Origin of the sequence: Flavobacterium jumunjinense (assembly GCF_021650975.2) — a bacterium.
GTDB classification, from domain to species: Bacteria; Bacteroidota; Bacteroidia; order Flavobacteriales; family Flavobacteriaceae; genus Flavobacterium; species Flavobacterium jumunjinense.
In genome coordinates, this window is sequence record NZ_CP091285.1 from 1,539,613 (window position 1) to 1,558,467 (window position 18,855).

Sequence of the window (18,855 nt, forward strand, 5' to 3'; positions counted from 1 at the left end):
TCATTTACACAACCAGATTTTATCAATCAAATTATATAAATGAGGGTTTTAAAATAATAGTATATCTCTACTTTCTCAGCACATCTTTTATTCCATTCAAACCTTCTGAAAATTCAGATAGCAAAGCAATAACTTGAGCCATTCTATCGTCTCCACCAACACCTTTTAAAAGTTTGTTTTTCATAAAAGTAGTTTTGATTTCTTCCCAACGTTTTAGTTCGTCTTCGGTTTGAATTTGCATCAATTCTTTTAATTTCAATAAATTGGCTTCAGCACCAGTAGTTAATGTTTGTGATTCATTTTGATAATGATTCAAAACAATCGCTTCTACTTCTTTTTCAGTTAAAATGGGCTGAATTTTTGCCACTAACTTATTCATATCACGATAAGAACCTTGTAATTTAAAGTTAGGTTCATTTCTATAATCATCAGACATAGCAGCCGATTTTATATAAAGAGCATTTGCTTGTAAAACCGTATCTCTCACTTGAATGATCTTTAATAAAACCTGTTTAAAGTCTTCAATTTCTTGAGAAGAGAAGTTGCCTTCTAAATCATAATTGGTATTATTTTGTTGAATGGAATCATACAATTTGTACAAGTTTTTATACGATGGTTGTGTTAATCGAACCATATATTCATTCGACATCAAAGCATTTTCAATCAAACTTAAGTCAAATAAATCACTTCTAGAACCTGAAATATCTCCTAAATTGTATGTATCTGCTCTGTTGGCCAACATGTCTGGAATTTGGAATTTATCACCACTTTCTGTGTACGGATTTCCTGCCATAATCAAACAAAAACGTTTTGAACGTAAATCGTATGTTTTAGCTTCGCCATTATAAATACCTTCAATTTTTCGTTGTCCGTCTGCTAATGAAATGAATTTCTGTAAAAACTCTGGATTACAATGTTGAATATCATCTAAATACAACATTACATTATCGCCCATTTCAAAAGCAAGATTCAGCTTTTCTAACTCTTGTCTTGCACCAGCATTTTTAGCTTCACTCGGATCAGTCGAAGTAATATCATGACCAATAGAAGGACCATTAATCTTCATAAATACCAATCCCATTCTATCGGCTAAATATTCCATTAAAGTTGTTTTTCCATAACCTGGAGGAGAAACCAATAAAAGCATTCCCATTCTATCGGTTCTTTTATTGTCTCCAATAGCTCCTAATTGTTTGGCTAAATTGGCTCCAATTAAAGGAAAATAAACATCATTAATTAATTTATTTCGTACAAAAGAAGTTAAAACCTGACTCGTAAATGTATGCAGTTTCATTTCTTTCTTTTTAACGTCTACCCATTTCTTTTTAAGTTGTTGTAATTCTAAGAAAGCGGGTCTAAGTTTGGAATGAAAATAATCCAATCGCGCAGAAAATTCGTAATAATCTAAAGTATAGGTAAGGTTACTTTCTATCGATTTCAAACCTGCAATTTCAACAGATGAATTTACATTAACGATTTGTCGTTCATGGTAATTTTGTGTCAATACAAAAGCGGCAACTTCTTCTACAAAACTTTGAGAAATTGTTGTGTTTTCTTCTATGAAAAATGTTTTTAAGGCATTTTCCACAATATCATAACAAGCAGAAGGGTAATTGTATAAATCTTTTACCTGATTAACAAAAACAATGTCTTTACCTTTTTCTTTTAAGCTCTTGAAGAAACGTTCGTAAGCATCGGCTGCAATTTTTGAAATTGAAAAAGCTTTACGATTTTCTTTCTTTAAATAAACTGCTGCTCTGTAGGCAGAAGTAAAATCAAAACCATCAAAGGTGCTATTGAATTCTTCAACCTTTTGCGATAAGCGTTTGTTTAAATATTTGAATTGCTCAGAACTTGAAAATGTTTCTTTCAACAAACTTACAGCATCAAACTGTTTTTCATAAAACTCTTTATCTTCTTCATTAAGGAAAAACCAAAATAATTGTGCCAAAGCTCTTTCGGAAGGAGTATATTTTAAAACGCCTAATTCGTTATTAATTTGTTGTAAGTGTTGTAAAATTAACAAAGCATCGATATCATGAACACCTTTAACTAAACCTTCACCAAAATGCGTTGCCATGAATTCTTGCACTCTTTGTAAATTCACCGATTCAGGAACAATGTTTTCTTGTTGCAAGAAAATCTCCCAAGCCATGTATTCAAAGCGCTTTACCTTTTGGTTTTCAGATATGTATTCTTGATTCCAAACTTCTTTGTATTGTTCAATTTCCTCAAAATCTACCGCTTGATAAAAATTAGTTCCTGTTAAATGATAAAAATAGTGTTGGTCTTTTAAAACTAAAGTCAAGTCTAATTTTTGTTTGTTAACTGCAAATTTATGTTCGCCAAAAGCAATTACAGCATCACCATCTTCATAGATTTCATTTTTGTCTTTCAATTTTCTAACCGATTCTTGCTGTGCAGTTTTTAGTAAGGTATTTACTTCCTCTGATTTGTTGGTGTCGCTTAGGTTTTTTAATTGATTAGCAATATCACGTACCTTTTCAATCATTAAATCGGAAGCAAAATAACCATTGATTTCGGTTTCGGTTGCAAAAGAAGCGGCTTTGTTCTTGACACTTTTCAAGATACGCTCAGCCGACTGAAACAACATAGTTGTTCGCTTATTTTTAGCTTCGGTTAGCTGGACACTTTTGGTTTGAAAATGACCATAAACTTCTTCTCGTTTGTCATTGATTTGTTGAATAAAATCGTCAAAATCAACAAACTTCGCTTCCATTTCTTCTAACTGAATGGATAATTTGTTTAGGAAATCATCGCATTTTTCAGCAGTATTAGCTAATTCTAGAAAGTTGATAACTGTTTGGTCATAAAGCGTGATTTGTGCTTTAAAATCGGCAGAAAGCTCTTTTCCAGAGATTTGTCTTTTCTTGTTATTTAGCTCTATTCGTTGTTGATTGATTTGGGCAAAAATTAAAGATATATTTTCAATAATTTGAGTTGAATGTGAAGTGTCTTCAATCTTTAAATTATTAACAATATCTACTAATAGCTCTAACTGTAAAGCCAATTCGTCAATGTCTTTTTCAAGTGTTTTTGCATCAATAGTCTTTTTAAGATCAGCTATTTGTTGGTTAATCAACGTAACTTTCTCTTGATAGGGAACTAAGGCATTGTCTTGTAAAAGAAAAGAAACACATGCATTGGAAAGTTCATCAGCTCTTTCGTGCAATTGTTTTTCTAACGATTCAATTAAAGCAATGTCTGCATATTTTAATTCTCGTGCACTAATTAATTCGCCTCGTAAAGCACGAATTTGTGCTAAAACAGCAATAAATTGATCTAAAGATTGATACGAAATGACACTAGTATCGGATAATATTTTTTCACACTTTTCTTTTAATTCAGCTATGGTTTGCCCCGTTTTATTTTTGACTTCTTGTGCTTTTTCAAATTCGTTAATTGCAGCATGTGCAATTTTTCTAATCTCTAGTAAAGGTTCATTTAGTTGATGAATTTCTTTTTCCCCTAAGAAATAATAACTATCTAAAATTATTGTAGCTTGCTTAACGATATCATTATATAGACCGGAATAGGAATCTTTTTTAGATAATAAAATATTCAGTTCTTGACATTCGGCCATTACACGAACTAAATCTTTATTTCCAATTTTATATAATAAATTAGATTTTAAAGCATCGTCAATAGTAACTTCTTTGGTAAAAGGTGTTTGCCAAATTTGAACGAGATGATGTTTTGTTTCTTCATTCGATTTGAAATACGCTAATTTTCCATTATCAAACAACGTAAAACCATTACAATTGATAGGAGTTTCTATCGTTTGTTTAATAATATTGTATGGAATTAATAAGTAATCATGTGATTGTTCATCATAAAAAACAAACATAAAATTTTCTCCATTAATACCTAAAATTCTACGGTTGAAATATACAGGTTTATCATCTGTAGCAATTACTTTTATTTCACCAGTTTGTAAGGCATAACCATTTGGATAAATAACACCTTGATTTTCGGGTAAAAGAATAATCGAATATTGTAATGAATCTACTCGTGCAACTTTCTTTTCTTTGTGATTGTATATAAAGTAACGTTCTGCTTCTTGATAAGGCTTAATTTTGAAAATGACTAAATTATTATAGTCAAAATAATGAATTTCAGCATCATCAAGCGTTTGATCTTTATGCGTAACGTCTTCACTATAAATTCCTTTTCCAGAACTGGTATTGTCTTCTATTTTTATGGTAATATCACCACCAATAGCTTCCACAAAAACTTTATCAGCTAATGAAACGTGTGGATGACTTCCGGTACGTTGCATATCGCGCGTAACTTTCGTCCAAGTAAATTCTTGTTGGTTTGGATACTTTACTTCCGCTGCACTTCTAGCATCAACAAAAGTAAGAGTGTAGTCTTTAATTAACCATTTAAAGACTTTTATATCGGAAGGACTATTTGATAATTGAAATACAAAATACAAATAGTTTTGTGTAATATGAAAACGAACAAAAATGGTATTTCTGTAGTATTTATAGAGGTTTTTAAATTCTTCTATAAAAACTGGATCTTCAATAAATTGAATGGATTGAGGTTCAAATCGGTTATCTTTTGAAAGGTATGCTGAAAAGACATCATTTAAATTTATTTCTGTGCGTAATCCTAGATGCGTATTGTATCCAACTAAACATAATCTTCCTAAAGAAAATATGTCTTTTATATTACAATTTTGGTCTGTAGAAATACGTTCATTAGCGATTAATGAAAAATCAACACCTCCAAAAACTTTTTTTCGATCTTCATTTAAAGATTGAATGCGTTGAATTAAATCCTCTTTTTGTTCATTCAATCGGTTTTGAATGATTTCGTATGTACCCGTATTTAATTTTTCGTTGCTCATTAATTTTTGGTAAATTTTTGGAAGTCTTTAGCTTAATGACTTTAATTTGCTTGAAAGTGAAGAATAAGCAAATGGAAAACTATAACAATTCTCTACTTGAAAAAGTAAAGAATTGTTTGTAGTTTAAAATGAATCGATTAAATATTACTTTAATGGTTTGTTGTCGATACCTAAATGTTTTGCCATATTCATAGCTCTAGATAAAATACCTTGTTCGTTCTCGTTAGCCACACCTTTTAATTGAAAAATTAAAGAAGCTACACTTAAGTTTTTAATGTCTTCTGATGAAATTTTATATTTTTCAACCATATTCATGACTTTTCCAATAAGGTTTTCATCACCATCATTGCTAAGTAATGCTTCTTTAACTATTTGAGCATTTTCACTATGTTGAATGAATTTATCGATTCCTTTTCCAGCAGAAATTTGTTTTATTACATTGTCAAAGAATGAATGATCTCCACCAACAATATCAATATTTGCAGTTTTAAATGCTTCTGCTAACACAAGTGCTTGTGCTTGAGCAATATCTTTTTGGATAGAGATTTGTGCTAATTCTACTTCTTTTTCTTTTGCTAATGTTAACCTAAACTCTTCATGCTCTTTACCAGCATCATTTAGTTTTTTCATTGCCTCTGCTTTTTCAGTAATTCCAGCTGCTTCTGCAAATGCTTTTTCTTTAATTACTTCAGCTTGTGCTAAACCTTCTTGTTTGTTTGCAGCTGCTTTCTTTTCAATAATGTTAGCTTCTACAAAACCTTGTTTTTCCATAGCTTCTGCTTTAGCATGCATTACTTGTGCTTCAGATAAACCAACGGTTGCTTCTTCTTTCGCTAATGCTTCTGCAATAATTTTACGAGCATCACCTTCTTTTTCTGCAGCATCACGTTTGGCTTGTGCTTCAATTACATATTTTTGAGCATCTTTTTCTGCAGATAATTTACGCGCTTCAGCTGCACGAGTTAATGTAATTAAGTTTTCTTCCGCTTCACGAGATGCAACAATTAATTGCACTTGTTTCTCTCTTTCTGCTGTTTTTAAAGCTTCAACATCTAAAATGTTTTGTTGTTCTTCTACAACTGTTTTTTCTTTTACTAAACGTTCGCGAATTACATCTTGAATGTTTTTCTTTTCTACTTCGACAGCTTTATCTTTTTCAATGTCTGCTAGAGCGACAACTCTTTCTCTTTCTGTAGCTTCAAGAGATCTGTCTTTCTGAACTCTTTCTGTTTCTACTAATTCAGCTCTTTCTTTATTTTTAGACGCAATAACAACTTGTCTTTGCTTGTTTTCTTCAGCTATTTGAAGTGTTTCTTCTGTTGAAATTCTAACGGATTCAGATTTTAATCGTTCTTCTTCAGCAACTTTTAAGATTTCGGCATTTTCTCTAGATTGAATATTCGAAATTTCTCTACGTTGTTGTTCTTCTTTTTCTGCTAATTGTTTTTCTAATTCAAGAATTGTCTCTCTAGCTTCAACATCTTGTTTTTTGATGGTTTTTTCCTCATCTCTACGTACTAAATTAGCTTTAATGTTTTGTGTAGCTGTTAGTTCGGTAATTTTCTTAATACCTTCAGAATCTAAAATATTGTCTTTATTCAGATGTTGTATAGATGTTTGCTCTAAATTGTCAATAGCACAGTCATCTAAAACATAACCGTTTAAATCTGTACCAATGATATTTAAGATTTCTTGTCTAAACTCACTTCTTGCTTCATATAATTCAATGAAATCGAATTTTTTACCAACAGTTTTTAAGGCTTCAGAAAACTTTGCTTCGAATAATTCTCTTAAAGTTCCAATGTCAGAAGCTCTTTGGCAACCAATAGTTTGTCCTACATTTACGATATCATCAACCGATTTGTTCACACGAACGAAAAAGGCTACTTGAATATCCGCACGCATGTTGTCTTTACAGATTAAGCCATCTTTTCCTTCTCTTGAAATTTCCAGTTTTTTTACTGAAATATCCATGTGTTCTAAACGATGAATAACAGGAATTACAATACCTGCGTTGAAAAACACTTTAACACCGCCATATCCAGTTCTTAAAAGGACAACTCCTTGAACTGTTTTTTTGTACATGGATAATATCCAGAATATTAAGCCTAAAAATGCAATAATTATTACTGCAATTGTAATGTAAAATGTAGTCATAAATCTATTTTTAATTATTTAATTATGATTGTAAAGTTTTAAATTTCGTATGATTTTTCCACAAAGTAAAATTTCTTTTCAGGATGTTCGTCTACAATGCTGACATTTTCTCCTTCTTTCAAAAGTGATCCGTCTTTACTTTTTACTAATAGTTTTATTGGGTCCTTATTAATGAATAGTTCTAACATTCCTAATTTGTCATTCTCTATGGTGGATTTTAGTTTACCAATTCTACCTAAATAATCATAAGCCACTTCTCCCTTATGATTAATTTCCTTAAAAATAGGCTTTAGAGGCATACTTATATATTTAGTTGCAAAAAGACTTACTATAAATGCTGGAATAATCGTTATAAAATACATCCAAAAAGGTAAGGGAATCATGTAACTGATATTAACATTAATAAGCCAAGTGAATAACAAAACAAGAGTTAAGAAAAAGGTTATAGGTATAATATCCAGATTCAAAAATTTCAAAAATTGAATGAATGAAGAAGGGTCTTGTGGTACTTCTATCATTCCGTCTGGAGTTTCTACATCAGCATCAAAATCAGCATCAAAATCGATATCAAAATCGCCAATTCCAGTAATTATTGTAAAAATCCAATATAACACACTTAAAATTAGCAAAATAGACAGAACACTATTTGCTGGATTGAAAGAAACTTCTATTAACTCGTCAAAACTCATTAGCCTTTATTATTGAATTGTTCTTTTAGTCTTTGTAATTCGTTTTCTGCATGCGAATCTGACGTGTCTACAGCTGCATTTATTTCTTGGTCAATACTTTTTGAATTATCTGCAATATGACCATATGCATCTGCAAGCGCTTCTTGTTGCAAAACTTTATCTTTCATCTTTTCAAGCATAGAAATGGTGCTGTCAGAATCAATTTGTGTCATTTTTTTATTAATATCTTGTGTAGCCTGGCTCACTTGAACACGAGCTCTAAGTGTTTTTAATTCACTTTCCCATTTAGAGATACTTGATTTTAATGAGTTAATATTAATTTGCATTTTTTCAACATCACTTTCCAGTTTCTGACGTTCTTTATCAGCAATTTGAGCATCAAAGATAGATTGTTCTTTCTTTTTTAATGCTTCTTTTGCAAGTCTGTCTGCGTCTTCAATAGGCATCTCTTCTTTAATTCCTTTTTGTACTAAAAGCATGGCTTTGTTTTGATAATCTTCGGACTGATTAACTAAAGCTTCTTTTTCGTTTTTTCTTCTGATAGATAAAGCTTTAACTTGCGCTAATGCCTGAATACTTTGATCTAATTGTTCTTTCATTTCACGAATGCCTTGTTCGGTCATTTTTATAGGATCTTCAAGGCTATTAATTGCCGAGTGAGCTTCTGCTTTACCTATTCTAAAAAGTCTTTTTATAATGTTCATAATACTAAATGAATTATAATGTTAATACTACGTTTTTTTTTCGAATTATCTAAAAATTAGAAATAATATTTTAGTTAAAAAACAAACTATATGAAAAATTAGGAATACCATATTGATTTTAAGTTTTTTAGGACTAATACTTTTTTGTAACTATTTACTAAAAGCAATCATTTCAGTTGAATATTCACTAATGAGTAAACTCAAAGAATTTATTGTTGCAATCAATTCATTCTGATTTAAGTTTTCCGCTTGAAGTGTGTCTCTGAAAATTACTTTTTCTCCTGTTTCATCAATAACAAAGGCTCCATGTACAATGTCTCTGTTTTTAATGAGCAACTGTTTGTAAACGTTTTGCTGATTATTTTTGCAACGAAATAAAAACTGTTCAATTATTAAAATTTGAGGAGCAATTACAATCATCATATTTTTTATTCCTTCACTTTCTTTTTCTATGATAAAAGATTGATGCTCTTCACTTTCTAAGTGAATGTTATACTCAAGTTCGAGTAACCAATTTTTAACTTTTGAAAACAATTTTGAATGATCCATAAATTGAGAGATTAGTTTATTGATTAAGCAAATTTATATAAAAAAATCAATATTGCAAATATTTTTAGCAAAAAAATAAACTTTAGTTTGTATATTTGCAAAAAAGAATAGCGAAATGACATATTTTGGAACAAATTTAAAGAAAATAAGACAGATAAAAGGATTGAGCCAGCAAGCCTTTGCAGAACTTATCGATTTGAATAGAGGTGTAATTAGCTCCTATGAGGAAGGGCGAGCAGAGCCAAAGATTGAAACACTTTTACGAATTGCTACTTATTTTGGCATTCCGACAGATGATATCATTTCAAAACCGCTAACTGTTAATCAATTGGCAAATTTTACATTGATTGAAGATAGTATAGCTACTTTAGAAGATGTAAAAGAATGTAATTTAAAGGAACTGACTAATAATGGTGAAAATAAAAACATCGAATTGCAAAAAATATTTGCACAATTTGATTTTGTTTATTTTGTGGATGAAAATTTAGCAAATAATAGTGTCTTTGAAAAAGAAGCAACTTTGTTTTTAAAAGAAATAAAAAAAGATTTAAAGAAATATAAAAACTATTTAACGCTAACAAATGGTGTTGCAATGGTTTCAAACACTTTTCTTTCTGATGTTGAAAACTATGCTATTGTTGGTGTTTTGGGAAGTGATTTCTACGAGGAGCAACAATCGATGTTAAAGCGTATTGAATTATTAGAAAAGATGGTTTACGGCAATTAAACGTTTTACGTTTCTTTTTTTTATAGCTTTATATGTATCCAAACTCAAAATCGAGCTATATATCTTTATTTTTTTTAACTTTGATGATTAAATTCTCTTAAATAGTATAAAGAGTTAGTATAATTTATTATCAAGATTAAAAAAATGCAAATTAAAATCATCAATAAATCTCAACATGAACTGCCTAATTATGAAACCATTGCTTCAGCAGGAATGGATGTTAGAGCAAATGTTTCAAAATCTATCGTTTTAAAACCTTTAGAACGAACTATAGTAAAAACAGGACTTTTTATTGAATTACCCATTGGTTATGAAGCACAAGTGCGTCCAAGAAGTGGTTTGGCCGCAAAAAAAGGAGTAACAGTATTAAATGCCCCTGGAACAATTGATGCCGATTATAGAGGAGAAATAGGTGTAATTTTGGTTAACTTATCTAATGAAAATTTTACCATAGAGAACGGAGAAAGAATTGCACAAATAGTAATTGCAAAACATGAACGTGCAGAATGGATTAAAGTTGAGGAATTGTCTGAAACGACTAGAGGAGAAGGTGGTTTTGGAAGTACAGGAGTTAAATAATATTCGGCTGTATTATCCGTTTAATTTTAAATTATAAAAAATAAATTTTGAGCAAAATATCATGTAAATTAATTATCCTGTTTGTTGTAGTTTTTACTATAAGTTGCTCAGATAATAGTTCTACGGATGATGATTTAGGGAAGAGAACTTTTTTCATGGGAACTACTCCTTGGCCAGCAGATTTAACGGTTAATGAGGTTGATAAAACGTATGATTTTATAAATCAGCATTGTGATATCGTCTCACATCATTTTGATGAAGGGGTGCCGTATGATGAAGCATTCAGTGGAACAGCAATGCCTCAAGAACTGTTAGATAATATTTATACTAGAAAATCGAAGACCGATAGTGGTAAAAAAGTGTTTTTAAGTGTTTCTGCATTATCTATTACTAGAATAGCAAAAGCGAAATATTATGAGTCAGTTTCAACACCACAAGCTGTTAAAGAAAGTTGGGAGCAATTACCATTCGATGATGTAAATGTTGTTACTGCATATGTTAATTATATGAGTTTTTTAATTGATGAATTTAACCCTATCTATGTAAATTATGGAGTAGAAAGTAATGGGCAATTTTGGGATCCAATAGCATTTATAAAGTATAAGCAGTTTTTAGGACAAGTGTATTCACAGTTAAAAATCAAGTATCCAAATATTCCTTTTTTTATAAGTTTTATAGTCGATGAAAGTAATCAAGGGTTTGGTTATGCGAGTCAATTAACTCAATATTCCGATTTCGTTGGACTGAGTGCTTATCCATATGTTTCTATAAGTTCTTCTCAGAATGGAAACACAAATCCAGAAAATTTTCCAGCTAATTATTTTGAAAAATTCATTGCATTAGATTCAAATAAACCCATTGCATTTGCAGAAACAGGTTATATTGCAGAAAATTTAGTTGTTCCACTTTACAGTTTAAATAAGCAAGGAAATGAGAATTGGCAAAAATTATATTTAGAAAAAGTACTTGAATTAAGTAATTCAAAAAGAGCTAAATTGTTTATATGGTTTTGTCCAAAAGATTATGACGCCCTAATTACTACATTTCAAAATCAAGGAATGAATGATGTTGAAACAGTAAGTATATTAAAATTATGGAGAGATACAGGCTTGATCGACGAAAACGGAAATAGTAGAGCGTCTTATAATAGTTGGCTAACTTGGATGAATAAAGAGAGAATAGATTAAAAAGTAGAATTAGTAAAAAGAATTAAAAAAAATGAAAATAATTGTCCCAATGGCAGGACGTGGTTCACGTCTCCGTCCACATACATTAACCGTACCAAAACCATTAATTCCAGTAGCAGGAAAACCAATAGTTCATAGATTAGTAGAAGATATTGCAGCTGTTTTAAATCAAGATATTGAAGAAGTAGCTTTTATTATTCATGAAAGTTTCGGTAAACAAGTAGAAACAGATTTAATTGCAATTGCTGAAAAATTAGGAGCAAAAGGAACTATCTATTATCAAAATGAAGCTTTAGGTACAGGTCACGCTATTATGTGTGCTAAAGAATCATTAAATGGCTCAGCAGTCATTGCCTATGCAGACACGTTAATTCGTGCTGATTTCGATTTAGATACTACAGCAGATAGTGTAATTTGGGTAAAACAAGTAGATAAACCTGAAGCTTTTGGTGTAATTAATCTTAATGAAGCAAATGAAATTGTTGAGTTAGTAGAAAAACCAAAAGAATTTGTTTCCGACTTAGCTGTTATAGGGATTTATTATTTTAAAGATGTAGCTATTCTTAAAAATGAACTGCAATCGGTATTAGATAATAATATTATTCATGGTGGAGAATATCAAATTAATGATGGAATTAAGCAAATGATGCAAAAGGGCATGAAATTTGTACCAGGGAAAGTAGATGAGTGGATGGATTGTGGGAATAAGAACGTTACAGTAGAAACAAATTCGAGAATGTTGAATTTTCTTCATCAAGATGGTGAGAATTTAGTAGCTAAGAATGTCAAGTTAGAAAACGCAACAATTATTCCACCTTGTTTTATTGGTGAAGATGTTGTTTTAGTAAATGCAACAGTGGGACCAAACGTTTCTTTAGGGAAAGGATCTCGTGTTGAAAACGCACAGATTAAAAATAGTTTGGTGCAAACTAATGCAATTATAAAAAACGCTACATTAGACAACGCAATGATTGGTAATCATGCAAGTTTCGATGGTAATTTTACAAGTATAAGTATAGGAGATTATTCCGTTTTAGAATAAAAAAAAATAAAGGATGAGTAGATTTATAAAGTATTTTTTTTTGATTTTGTTGCTTACATTTAGTAGTCAACAAACACTTTTTGCTCAAGAGAATCCTGAAGATATTGCTTTGGTAGATGATGAGATTGAAGATGAATTTTATGAATCATTGAAACAAAGAGCAATTGAGAATTATGACAAAGCTATCGTCTCGATTGAGAAATGTATTTTAAAGTCAGACAAAAACCCTGTATTTTATCACGAATTAGGAAAGAATTTGTTAGACTTAAAACGTTTTCCAGAAGCAGAATCAGCTTTTCGAAAAGCTGTCGATTTGAATCCAAAAGAACGTTGGTATTGGAACGGATTATATGATGTTTATTATCAATCTAAAGATTATCAAAAATCAATTCCAGTAGTTCAAAAACTAATTACATTTGATAAAAACATGAAGGAAGATTTAGTTTCTCTCTACATGTACACCAATCAACGAGATAAAGCTTTAGTACTACTAAAAGAAATGGAAAAGGAGATGGTTCTTAGCAAAATTATGGAAATTTATAAGTTAAGAATTCAAGAGTCAAGTGCTTATGCTAAACCAGAAAAAAAGGAGTTAGAAAAAGCAATTGAAGCGAATCCTTTAGTAGAGCAAAATTATATCGATTTAATGTTGCTTTATTCAGATAGTAATCAAGAAGAAAAAGCTTTTGATATAGCCAAAAAATTAGCAAAAGAAATTCCAAATTCAGAATGGGCGAACGTAAGTTTGTTTAAGTTTTATCTAGTTGATAAAAAGGGGAAAGAAGCTTCAGAATCTATGTTTAAGGTTTTTAAGAGTCATAAAATAGACATGAAAATCAAGCAGAGAATGTTAAATGAATTTCTAATTTATGTTGCTAATACAAACACTTTAAATGAAGAACTGTCTAAAGCGATTGACTATTTGCAATCGGACTCCAAAATAAACACTGCAAAAGAAGTAGGAAAGTTTTTCTATAATAGGAAGGACATGGAGAAGACGGTTTATTATTTGGAAAAAGGATTAAAAAACGACACGGAAGATTTCGAAACCTTAATGCTTCTAATGCAAAGTTATATTTCTACTCAAAACCATGAAAGTTTAGCTAATTTGTCTGAAGATTATTTAGAATTGTATCCTTCGCAATCTATTCTATACTTCTATGCTGGGTTATCCAATAATAAATTGACGAATTATAAAAAAGCGATAGATTATTTGGAAACAGGTCTTGAGTTTATAATTGAAGATCTAGAATTAGAAAAACAAGTGTATATTCAATTAGTAGAATCCTATAAGAACATAGGTAATAAAAAGAAGGAAGACTATTACGGATTAAAACTTCAAACGTTAGCTAAAAAAAATAAATAATGAATAAAATTTTTCTTGTTTTGTTAATTGCACTTTTTTGTGCTTGTAAATCGAAAAAATTAGTAGGAGAAGCTAGTGCGAATAAAGAATTAGCGACTGTTAAAGTAGTTCAAGGTCATTATGAAAACCTGAAAGACTTTAGTACAGTTAATATTAGAGTAAACGCAAAATATAAGGACGATAGACAATCTCATTCTATTAATGCAGATATACGTATTAAAAAGGATGAAATGATTTGGATTAATGTAAAAATGCTTGGTTTTCCAATTGCAAAAGCATTAATAACACCGAATAAGGTGAGCTATTATGAGAAAATTGGAAATACTTATTTTGAAGGCGATTTTAGTATGTTAAGTAATTGGTTAGGAACCGATTTAGATTTTAATAAAGTGCAAAACTTATTTTTAGGAAATGCAATTGATGATTTAACGAAACAAAACTATAATACATCTATTGAAGAAGGACTTTATAAAATGGTAGAGAAAAAGAAAAGTACTACAGAAAAAGAATTTTATTTTGAAGCAGCTAATTTTCTATTAAAGAAAGAAAATATCAATCAGAATGATAAAAATAGAAAATTAGAAATAGCCTATCCAACACATTTAAAGCATGATGATGTTTTTCTACCTGAACAGATTAATATAAAAGCAGTTCAGGACACTCAAATACATATAGATTTATACTATAAATCGGTAACATTTAATGAAGATTTAAGTTTCTCATTCACAATTCCAAACGGATATGATAGTATCAGTGTAGAATAATCTAAGAAAAACAAAAACAAAAATTATCTTTGTAAAAAAATAAATAATGAATCGCATACTCCTTTTTATCTGTTCACTTCTACTATCGAACATGATGTCTGCACAAACTTCTTCTGAACAAGAGAAACTTGAAGCACGAAAAGAGCAAATTAATAAAGAAATAGCTGCTTTTAAGACATTGTTACAAGGTGAGAAAAACAAAGAGAGATCGGTTCTTAGTCAAATAGCAGAACAGAAAGTGAGAATTAGGTTAAGCGAAAAACTAATTAGTACAACATCTAAACAAATGCGTTTGTTAGAAGACGATATCTATTTGAAACAATTAGAGATTAATAAATTAAATAGAGAATTAAAAGTACTAAAGGAAGATTATGCAAAGATGATTGTAAAATCATATAAAAGTAGAAATGATCAAAGTAGAGTAATGTTTGTTTTGTCTTCACAAAATTTTCTTCAAGCCTATAAGCGAATTCAATACATGAAGCAATATGCGAGTTTTAGGAAGATGCAAGGAGAAGAAATAGCAGAAAAGCAAGATAAGTTAGCAGAAGCAAAACTAAAACAAGAAGCAAGTAAAAAAGATAAGGTAAAAGCATTAGCAGAAAACCAAGCAGAAAAAGTTGAATTAGAAAAGCAAAAGAAAGAGCAAGAGATATTAGCAAAAGAATTTAACAAGAATAAGAAAAAATATGAGTCTGAAATAGATAAGAAAGAGAAAGAAAGAAAAGAAATTGACAGACAGATAAAAAAAATAATTGCAGATGCAATTGCAGAAGCAAACAAGAAAAACGCAGTTAAAACTGGAACAAAATCATCTGGATCATCATCAAAATTTGATTTAACTCCAGAAGCAAAATTGGTTTCGGATAATTTTAAAGCGAATAAAGGTAAATTACCATGGCCTGTTGAAAAAGGTTATGTGTATTTAAAATATGGAGACCAACCACACCCAGTACATACTAATTTGAAAGTACATAATAGTGGAGTGGAAATTGCTACAGAACCAGGATCAGTGGCTAGAGCAATTTTTGATGGAGAAGTATTACAGATTCAATTGATAAAAGGAGGGAATAAAAAAGTAGTATTAATTCAACATGGAGATTTTATTACCATTTATCAAAACTTAGAAAGCGTAAACGTTAAAGAAGGAGATAAAGTTACTCGTAAACAAAATCTAGGTCGAATTCAAACAGATTCCTCTGGAAAAGCTATTTTGAAATTTATGGTATCCCAAAATGCGAATACTTTAAATCCAGAGCACTGGTTGTCAAACATGTAAAGTGTAAACTTTAACAAGAAAGGCAGAAAATACGCATAGGGATTAACATATTAATTGCTTATCTTTGAAATAGTTAATAGCAGTAAATTTTTTTCCATAAATGGAAAGGGTGAAAATTAAGAAAGGTCGAACATCTCATTTCGGCCTTTTTTTATGTCTTTTTTTGAAGGTATTATATATTCCAAAATCAATTAAATAAAAAATTAACAATAACGGCAGTTTTCATGTATTTAACTTAACAGATGACTTCCTTATCTTTGTCTTGGTTAATAGCAGTAATTTTTTCTACTCAAGAAAAAATTTAAAGGTCGAAGTTTTACTTCGACCTTTTTTATGGAAATTATTGTGATTTTACATTTGCTTAAAATTTCTTTCCATTAATTTTTATAAAGAAAGAGTAAAGAGTAGTGAATTTCTAGATTGTTTTTTTATTAGGAGGTTGCAATATCACTTTTGTTAATTCAAAAATATTTTGGAGTAGTAAAACTAGATCCAGAAAGTTATTATGTTAGTCAGGCACCGGTTGATATTAATATCACTTATATAGTGTTGTTAAATATTGGGACTATAGGTGTATGTCTTTTAGTTTTATTGATTCCTTCTTACATAATTACAAAAATATCACCAGTCAAAGCAATTCGCTTTGATTAACTATTTAGTATACATAAAGGAGTAAAAAAAATGTAGTATATATAAGGATTAGAAGTAAAAGATTAGAAACACTTTTCGTCCCGCTATTCGCGCTACGTGGTAGTTAGCTTCTATCGTTGCTATAAAAGAAGTTTAGTATTTGATAAGAAGAAAAAAAAATACGTGTAAGTAATTGATTTTCAGAACAGCTGAAAATATATTAAAAAATAGTTAAGAAAAGATTAGGAAACTCGCAAAAAGTGGCTACTTTTGCACCCGCATAACCGCAGAAGTTCTTAGATATATATTGATGATTACAACGTAAAGTTGAGGCTTAAAAAAAGAGTGATTTTTTTTCAAAAAAGCTTGTCAGAAATAAAAAACTAATTATCTTTGCACCCCGCGAAACAAGCGAAGTTCATTTATATATTGAGTAAGATTTATTAAGAAAAAAAAATAATTTTTTTTATCAAATAAAGCTTGCGAGATTAAAAAGAAGGTTGTAGTTTTGCACTCGCTAACTGAGATACTGAAAAGCTTTTGAGATATAGAGTTTTAGGGGGTTAAAGAAAGTGAAGGTTATAAAACAAGAATGACACGTTCATAGACATATTGAATTGACAGCATAATTTAAAGTGATTTAAATTATAAAATAAGAGAGTAAAGGCGAATTAAATACAAAAGCTAGAATCGTACAATATAAAAAATATACGATGAAGAGTTTGATCCTGGCTCAGGATGAACGCTAGCGGCAGGCCTAACACATGCAAGTCGAGGGGTATAGTTCTTCGGAACTAGAGACCGGCGCACGGGTGCGTAACGCGTATGCAATCTGCCTTGTACAGAGGGATAGCCCAGAGAAATTTGGATTAATACCTCATAGTGTTATTGAATGGCATCATTTGATAACTAAAGTTCCAACGGTACAAGATGAGCATGCGTCCCATTAGTTAGTTGGTAAGGTAACGGCTTACCAAGACAATGATGGGTAGGGGTCCTGAGAGGGAGATCCCCCACACTGGTACTGAGACACGGACCAGACTCCTACGGGAGGCAGCAGTGAGGAATATTGGACAATGGGCGCAAGCCTGATCCAGCCATGCCGCGTGCAGGATGACTGCCCTATGGGTTGTAAACTGCTTTTATACAGGAAGAAACACTGCTACGTGTAGCAGCTTGACGGTACTGTAGGAATAAGGATCGGCTAACTCCGTGCCAGCAGCCGCGGTAATACGGAGGATCCAAGCGTTATCCGGAATCATTGGGTTTAAAGGGTCCGTAGGCGGCCTTATAAGTCAGTGGTGAAATCTCCTAGCTCAACTAGGAAACTGCCATTGATACTGTAGGGCTTGAATTTTTAGGAAGTAACTAGAATATGTAGTGTAGCGGTGAAATGCTTAGATATTACATGGAATACCAATTGCGAAGGCAGGTTACTACTAATGGATTGACGCTGATGGACGAAAGCGTGGGTAGCGAACAGGATTAGATACCCTGGTAGTCCACGCCGTAAACGATGGATACTAGCTGTTCGGTTTTCGGACTGAGTGGCTAAGCGAAAGTGATAAGTATCCCACCTGGGGAGTACGCACGCAAGTGTGAAACTCAAAGGAATTGACGGGGGCCCGCACAAGCGGTGGAGCATGTGGTTTAATTCGATGATACGCGAGGAACCTTACCAGGGCTTAAATGGGAGACGACAGGACTGGAAACAGTTTTTTCTTCGGACGTCTTTCAAGGTGCTGCATGGTTGTCGTCAGCTCGTGCCGTGAGGTGTCAGGTTAAGTCCTATAACGAGCGCAACCCCTGTCGTTAGTTGCCAGCGAGTGATGTCGGGAACTCTAACGAGACTGCCGGTGCAAACCGCGAGGAAGGTGGGGATGACGTCAAATCATCACGGCCCTTACGTCCTGGGCCACACACGTGCTACAATGGCCGGTACAGAGAGCAGCTACTAGGCGACTAGATGCGAATCTTCAAAACCGGTCTCAGTTCGGATCGGAGTCTGCAACTCGACTCCGTGAAGCTGGAATCGCTAGTAATCGGATATCAGCCATGATCCGGTGAATACGTTCCCGGGCCTTGTACACACCGCCCGTCAAGCCATGGAAGCTGGGGGTACCTGAAGTCGGTGACCGCAAGGAGCTGCCTAGGGTAAAACTGGTAACTAGGGCTAAGTCGTAACAAGGTAGCCGTACCGGAAGGTGCGGCTGGAACACCTCCTTTCTAGAGAAAGATTTTAGAATTTGTAGATTTGTTTTTATTCTCGCTGTTAGTTCAAATAATATAATAAAACTTAAAGAAAC

At 31.7% G+C, this 18,855-nt stretch carries 12 protein-coding genes, 1 rRNA gene and 1 pseudogene; 9 read left to right on the forward strand and 5 right to left on the reverse strand.

All coding sequences use genetic code 11. The features are described 5' to 3' along the window. Window positions 1-67: 67 nt before the first annotated feature. From L2Z92_RS06970 to L2Z92_RS06990, 5 genes are all read right to left on the reverse strand, one after another. Window positions 68-4,876 (reverse strand): DNA repair ATPase, encoded by a 4,809-nt coding sequence (locus tag L2Z92_RS06970; protein ID WP_236458115.1) that lies wholly within the window; start codon window positions 4,874-4,876, stop codon window positions 68-70. A 144-nt stretch (window positions 4,877-5,020) separates the two neighbouring features. After that, a complete protein-coding gene (locus L2Z92_RS06975) occupies window positions 5,021-7,033 on the reverse strand; it encodes a flotillin family protein (protein WP_236458116.1) in 2,013 nt (670 codons plus the stop codon). A gap of 38 nt (window positions 7,034-7,071) precedes the next feature. Further along, window positions 7,072-7,722: a hypothetical protein gene (locus tag L2Z92_RS06980; protein WP_236458117.1), complete on the reverse strand. Its 651-nt coding sequence runs from the start codon at window positions 7,720-7,722 to the stop codon at window positions 7,072-7,074. Further along, complete coding sequence (locus tag L2Z92_RS06985; RefSeq protein ID WP_236458118.1) at window positions 7,722-8,426, reverse strand: PspA/IM30 family protein; 705 nt, start codon at window positions 8,424-8,426, stop codon at window positions 7,722-7,724. The genes L2Z92_RS06980 and L2Z92_RS06985 overlap by 1 nt, the downstream gene beginning before the upstream one ends. 150 nt (window positions 8,427-8,576) lie before the next feature. Beyond that, complete coding sequence (locus tag L2Z92_RS06990; protein ID WP_236458119.1) at window positions 8,577-8,975, reverse strand: YbjN domain-containing protein; 399 nt, start codon at window positions 8,973-8,975, stop codon at window positions 8,577-8,579. A gap of 115 nt (window positions 8,976-9,090) precedes the next feature. On the opposite strand from L2Z92_RS06990, the gene L2Z92_RS06995 reads away from it, so the two are divergent. From L2Z92_RS06995 to L2Z92_RS07035, 9 genes and pseudogenes are all read left to right on the forward strand, one after another. Beyond that, window positions 9,091-9,702 carry a helix-turn-helix domain-containing protein gene (locus tag L2Z92_RS06995; RefSeq protein ID WP_236458120.1) on the forward strand — a complete coding sequence of 204 codons (612 nt, stop codon included), beginning with the start codon at window positions 9,091-9,093 and terminating at the stop codon, window positions 9,700-9,702. Window positions 9,703-9,846: 144 nt separating this feature from the next. Further along, a complete protein-coding gene (dut, locus tag L2Z92_RS07000) occupies window positions 9,847-10,281 on the forward strand; it encodes a dUTP diphosphatase (RefSeq protein ID WP_236458121.1) in 435 nt (144 codons plus the stop codon). Window positions 10,282-10,328: 47 nt separating this feature from the next. Further along, the gene (locus L2Z92_RS07005; RefSeq protein WP_236458122.1) at window positions 10,329-11,468 is read left to right on the forward strand and encodes a hypothetical protein; all 1,140 of its coding nucleotides are present in this window, start codon (window positions 10,329-10,331) and stop codon (window positions 11,466-11,468) included. A 31-nt stretch (window positions 11,469-11,499) separates the two neighbouring features. Further along, a complete protein-coding gene (locus L2Z92_RS07010; RefSeq protein WP_236458123.1) occupies window positions 11,500-12,510 on the forward strand; it encodes a sugar phosphate nucleotidyltransferase in 1,011 nt (336 codons plus the stop codon). Between the two features lie 13 nt (window positions 12,511-12,523). Then, a complete protein-coding gene (locus L2Z92_RS07015; protein WP_236458124.1) occupies window positions 12,524-13,876 on the forward strand; it encodes a tetratricopeptide repeat protein in 1,353 nt (450 codons plus the stop codon). Then, window positions 13,876-14,640, forward strand: a complete 765-nt coding sequence (locus L2Z92_RS07020; protein WP_236458125.1) for a DUF4292 domain-containing protein — start codon at window positions 13,876-13,878, stop codon at window positions 14,638-14,640. The genes L2Z92_RS07015 and L2Z92_RS07020 overlap by 1 nt, the downstream gene beginning before the upstream one ends. A gap of 46 nt (window positions 14,641-14,686) precedes the next feature. Beyond that, complete coding sequence (locus L2Z92_RS07025) at window positions 14,687-15,919, forward strand: murein hydrolase activator EnvC family protein (protein WP_236458126.1); 1,233 nt, start codon at window positions 14,687-14,689, stop codon at window positions 15,917-15,919. A gap of 438 nt (window positions 15,920-16,357) precedes the next feature. After that, window positions 16,358-16,570 (forward strand): annotated as a pseudogene (locus tag L2Z92_RS07030) (ABC transporter permease); the annotation flags it as partial. 689 nt (window positions 16,571-17,259) lie between these two features. Next, window positions 17,260-18,775: ribosomal RNA gene (locus tag L2Z92_RS07035) — 16S ribosomal RNA — on the forward strand. Window positions 18,776-18,855: the final 80 nt, after the last annotated feature.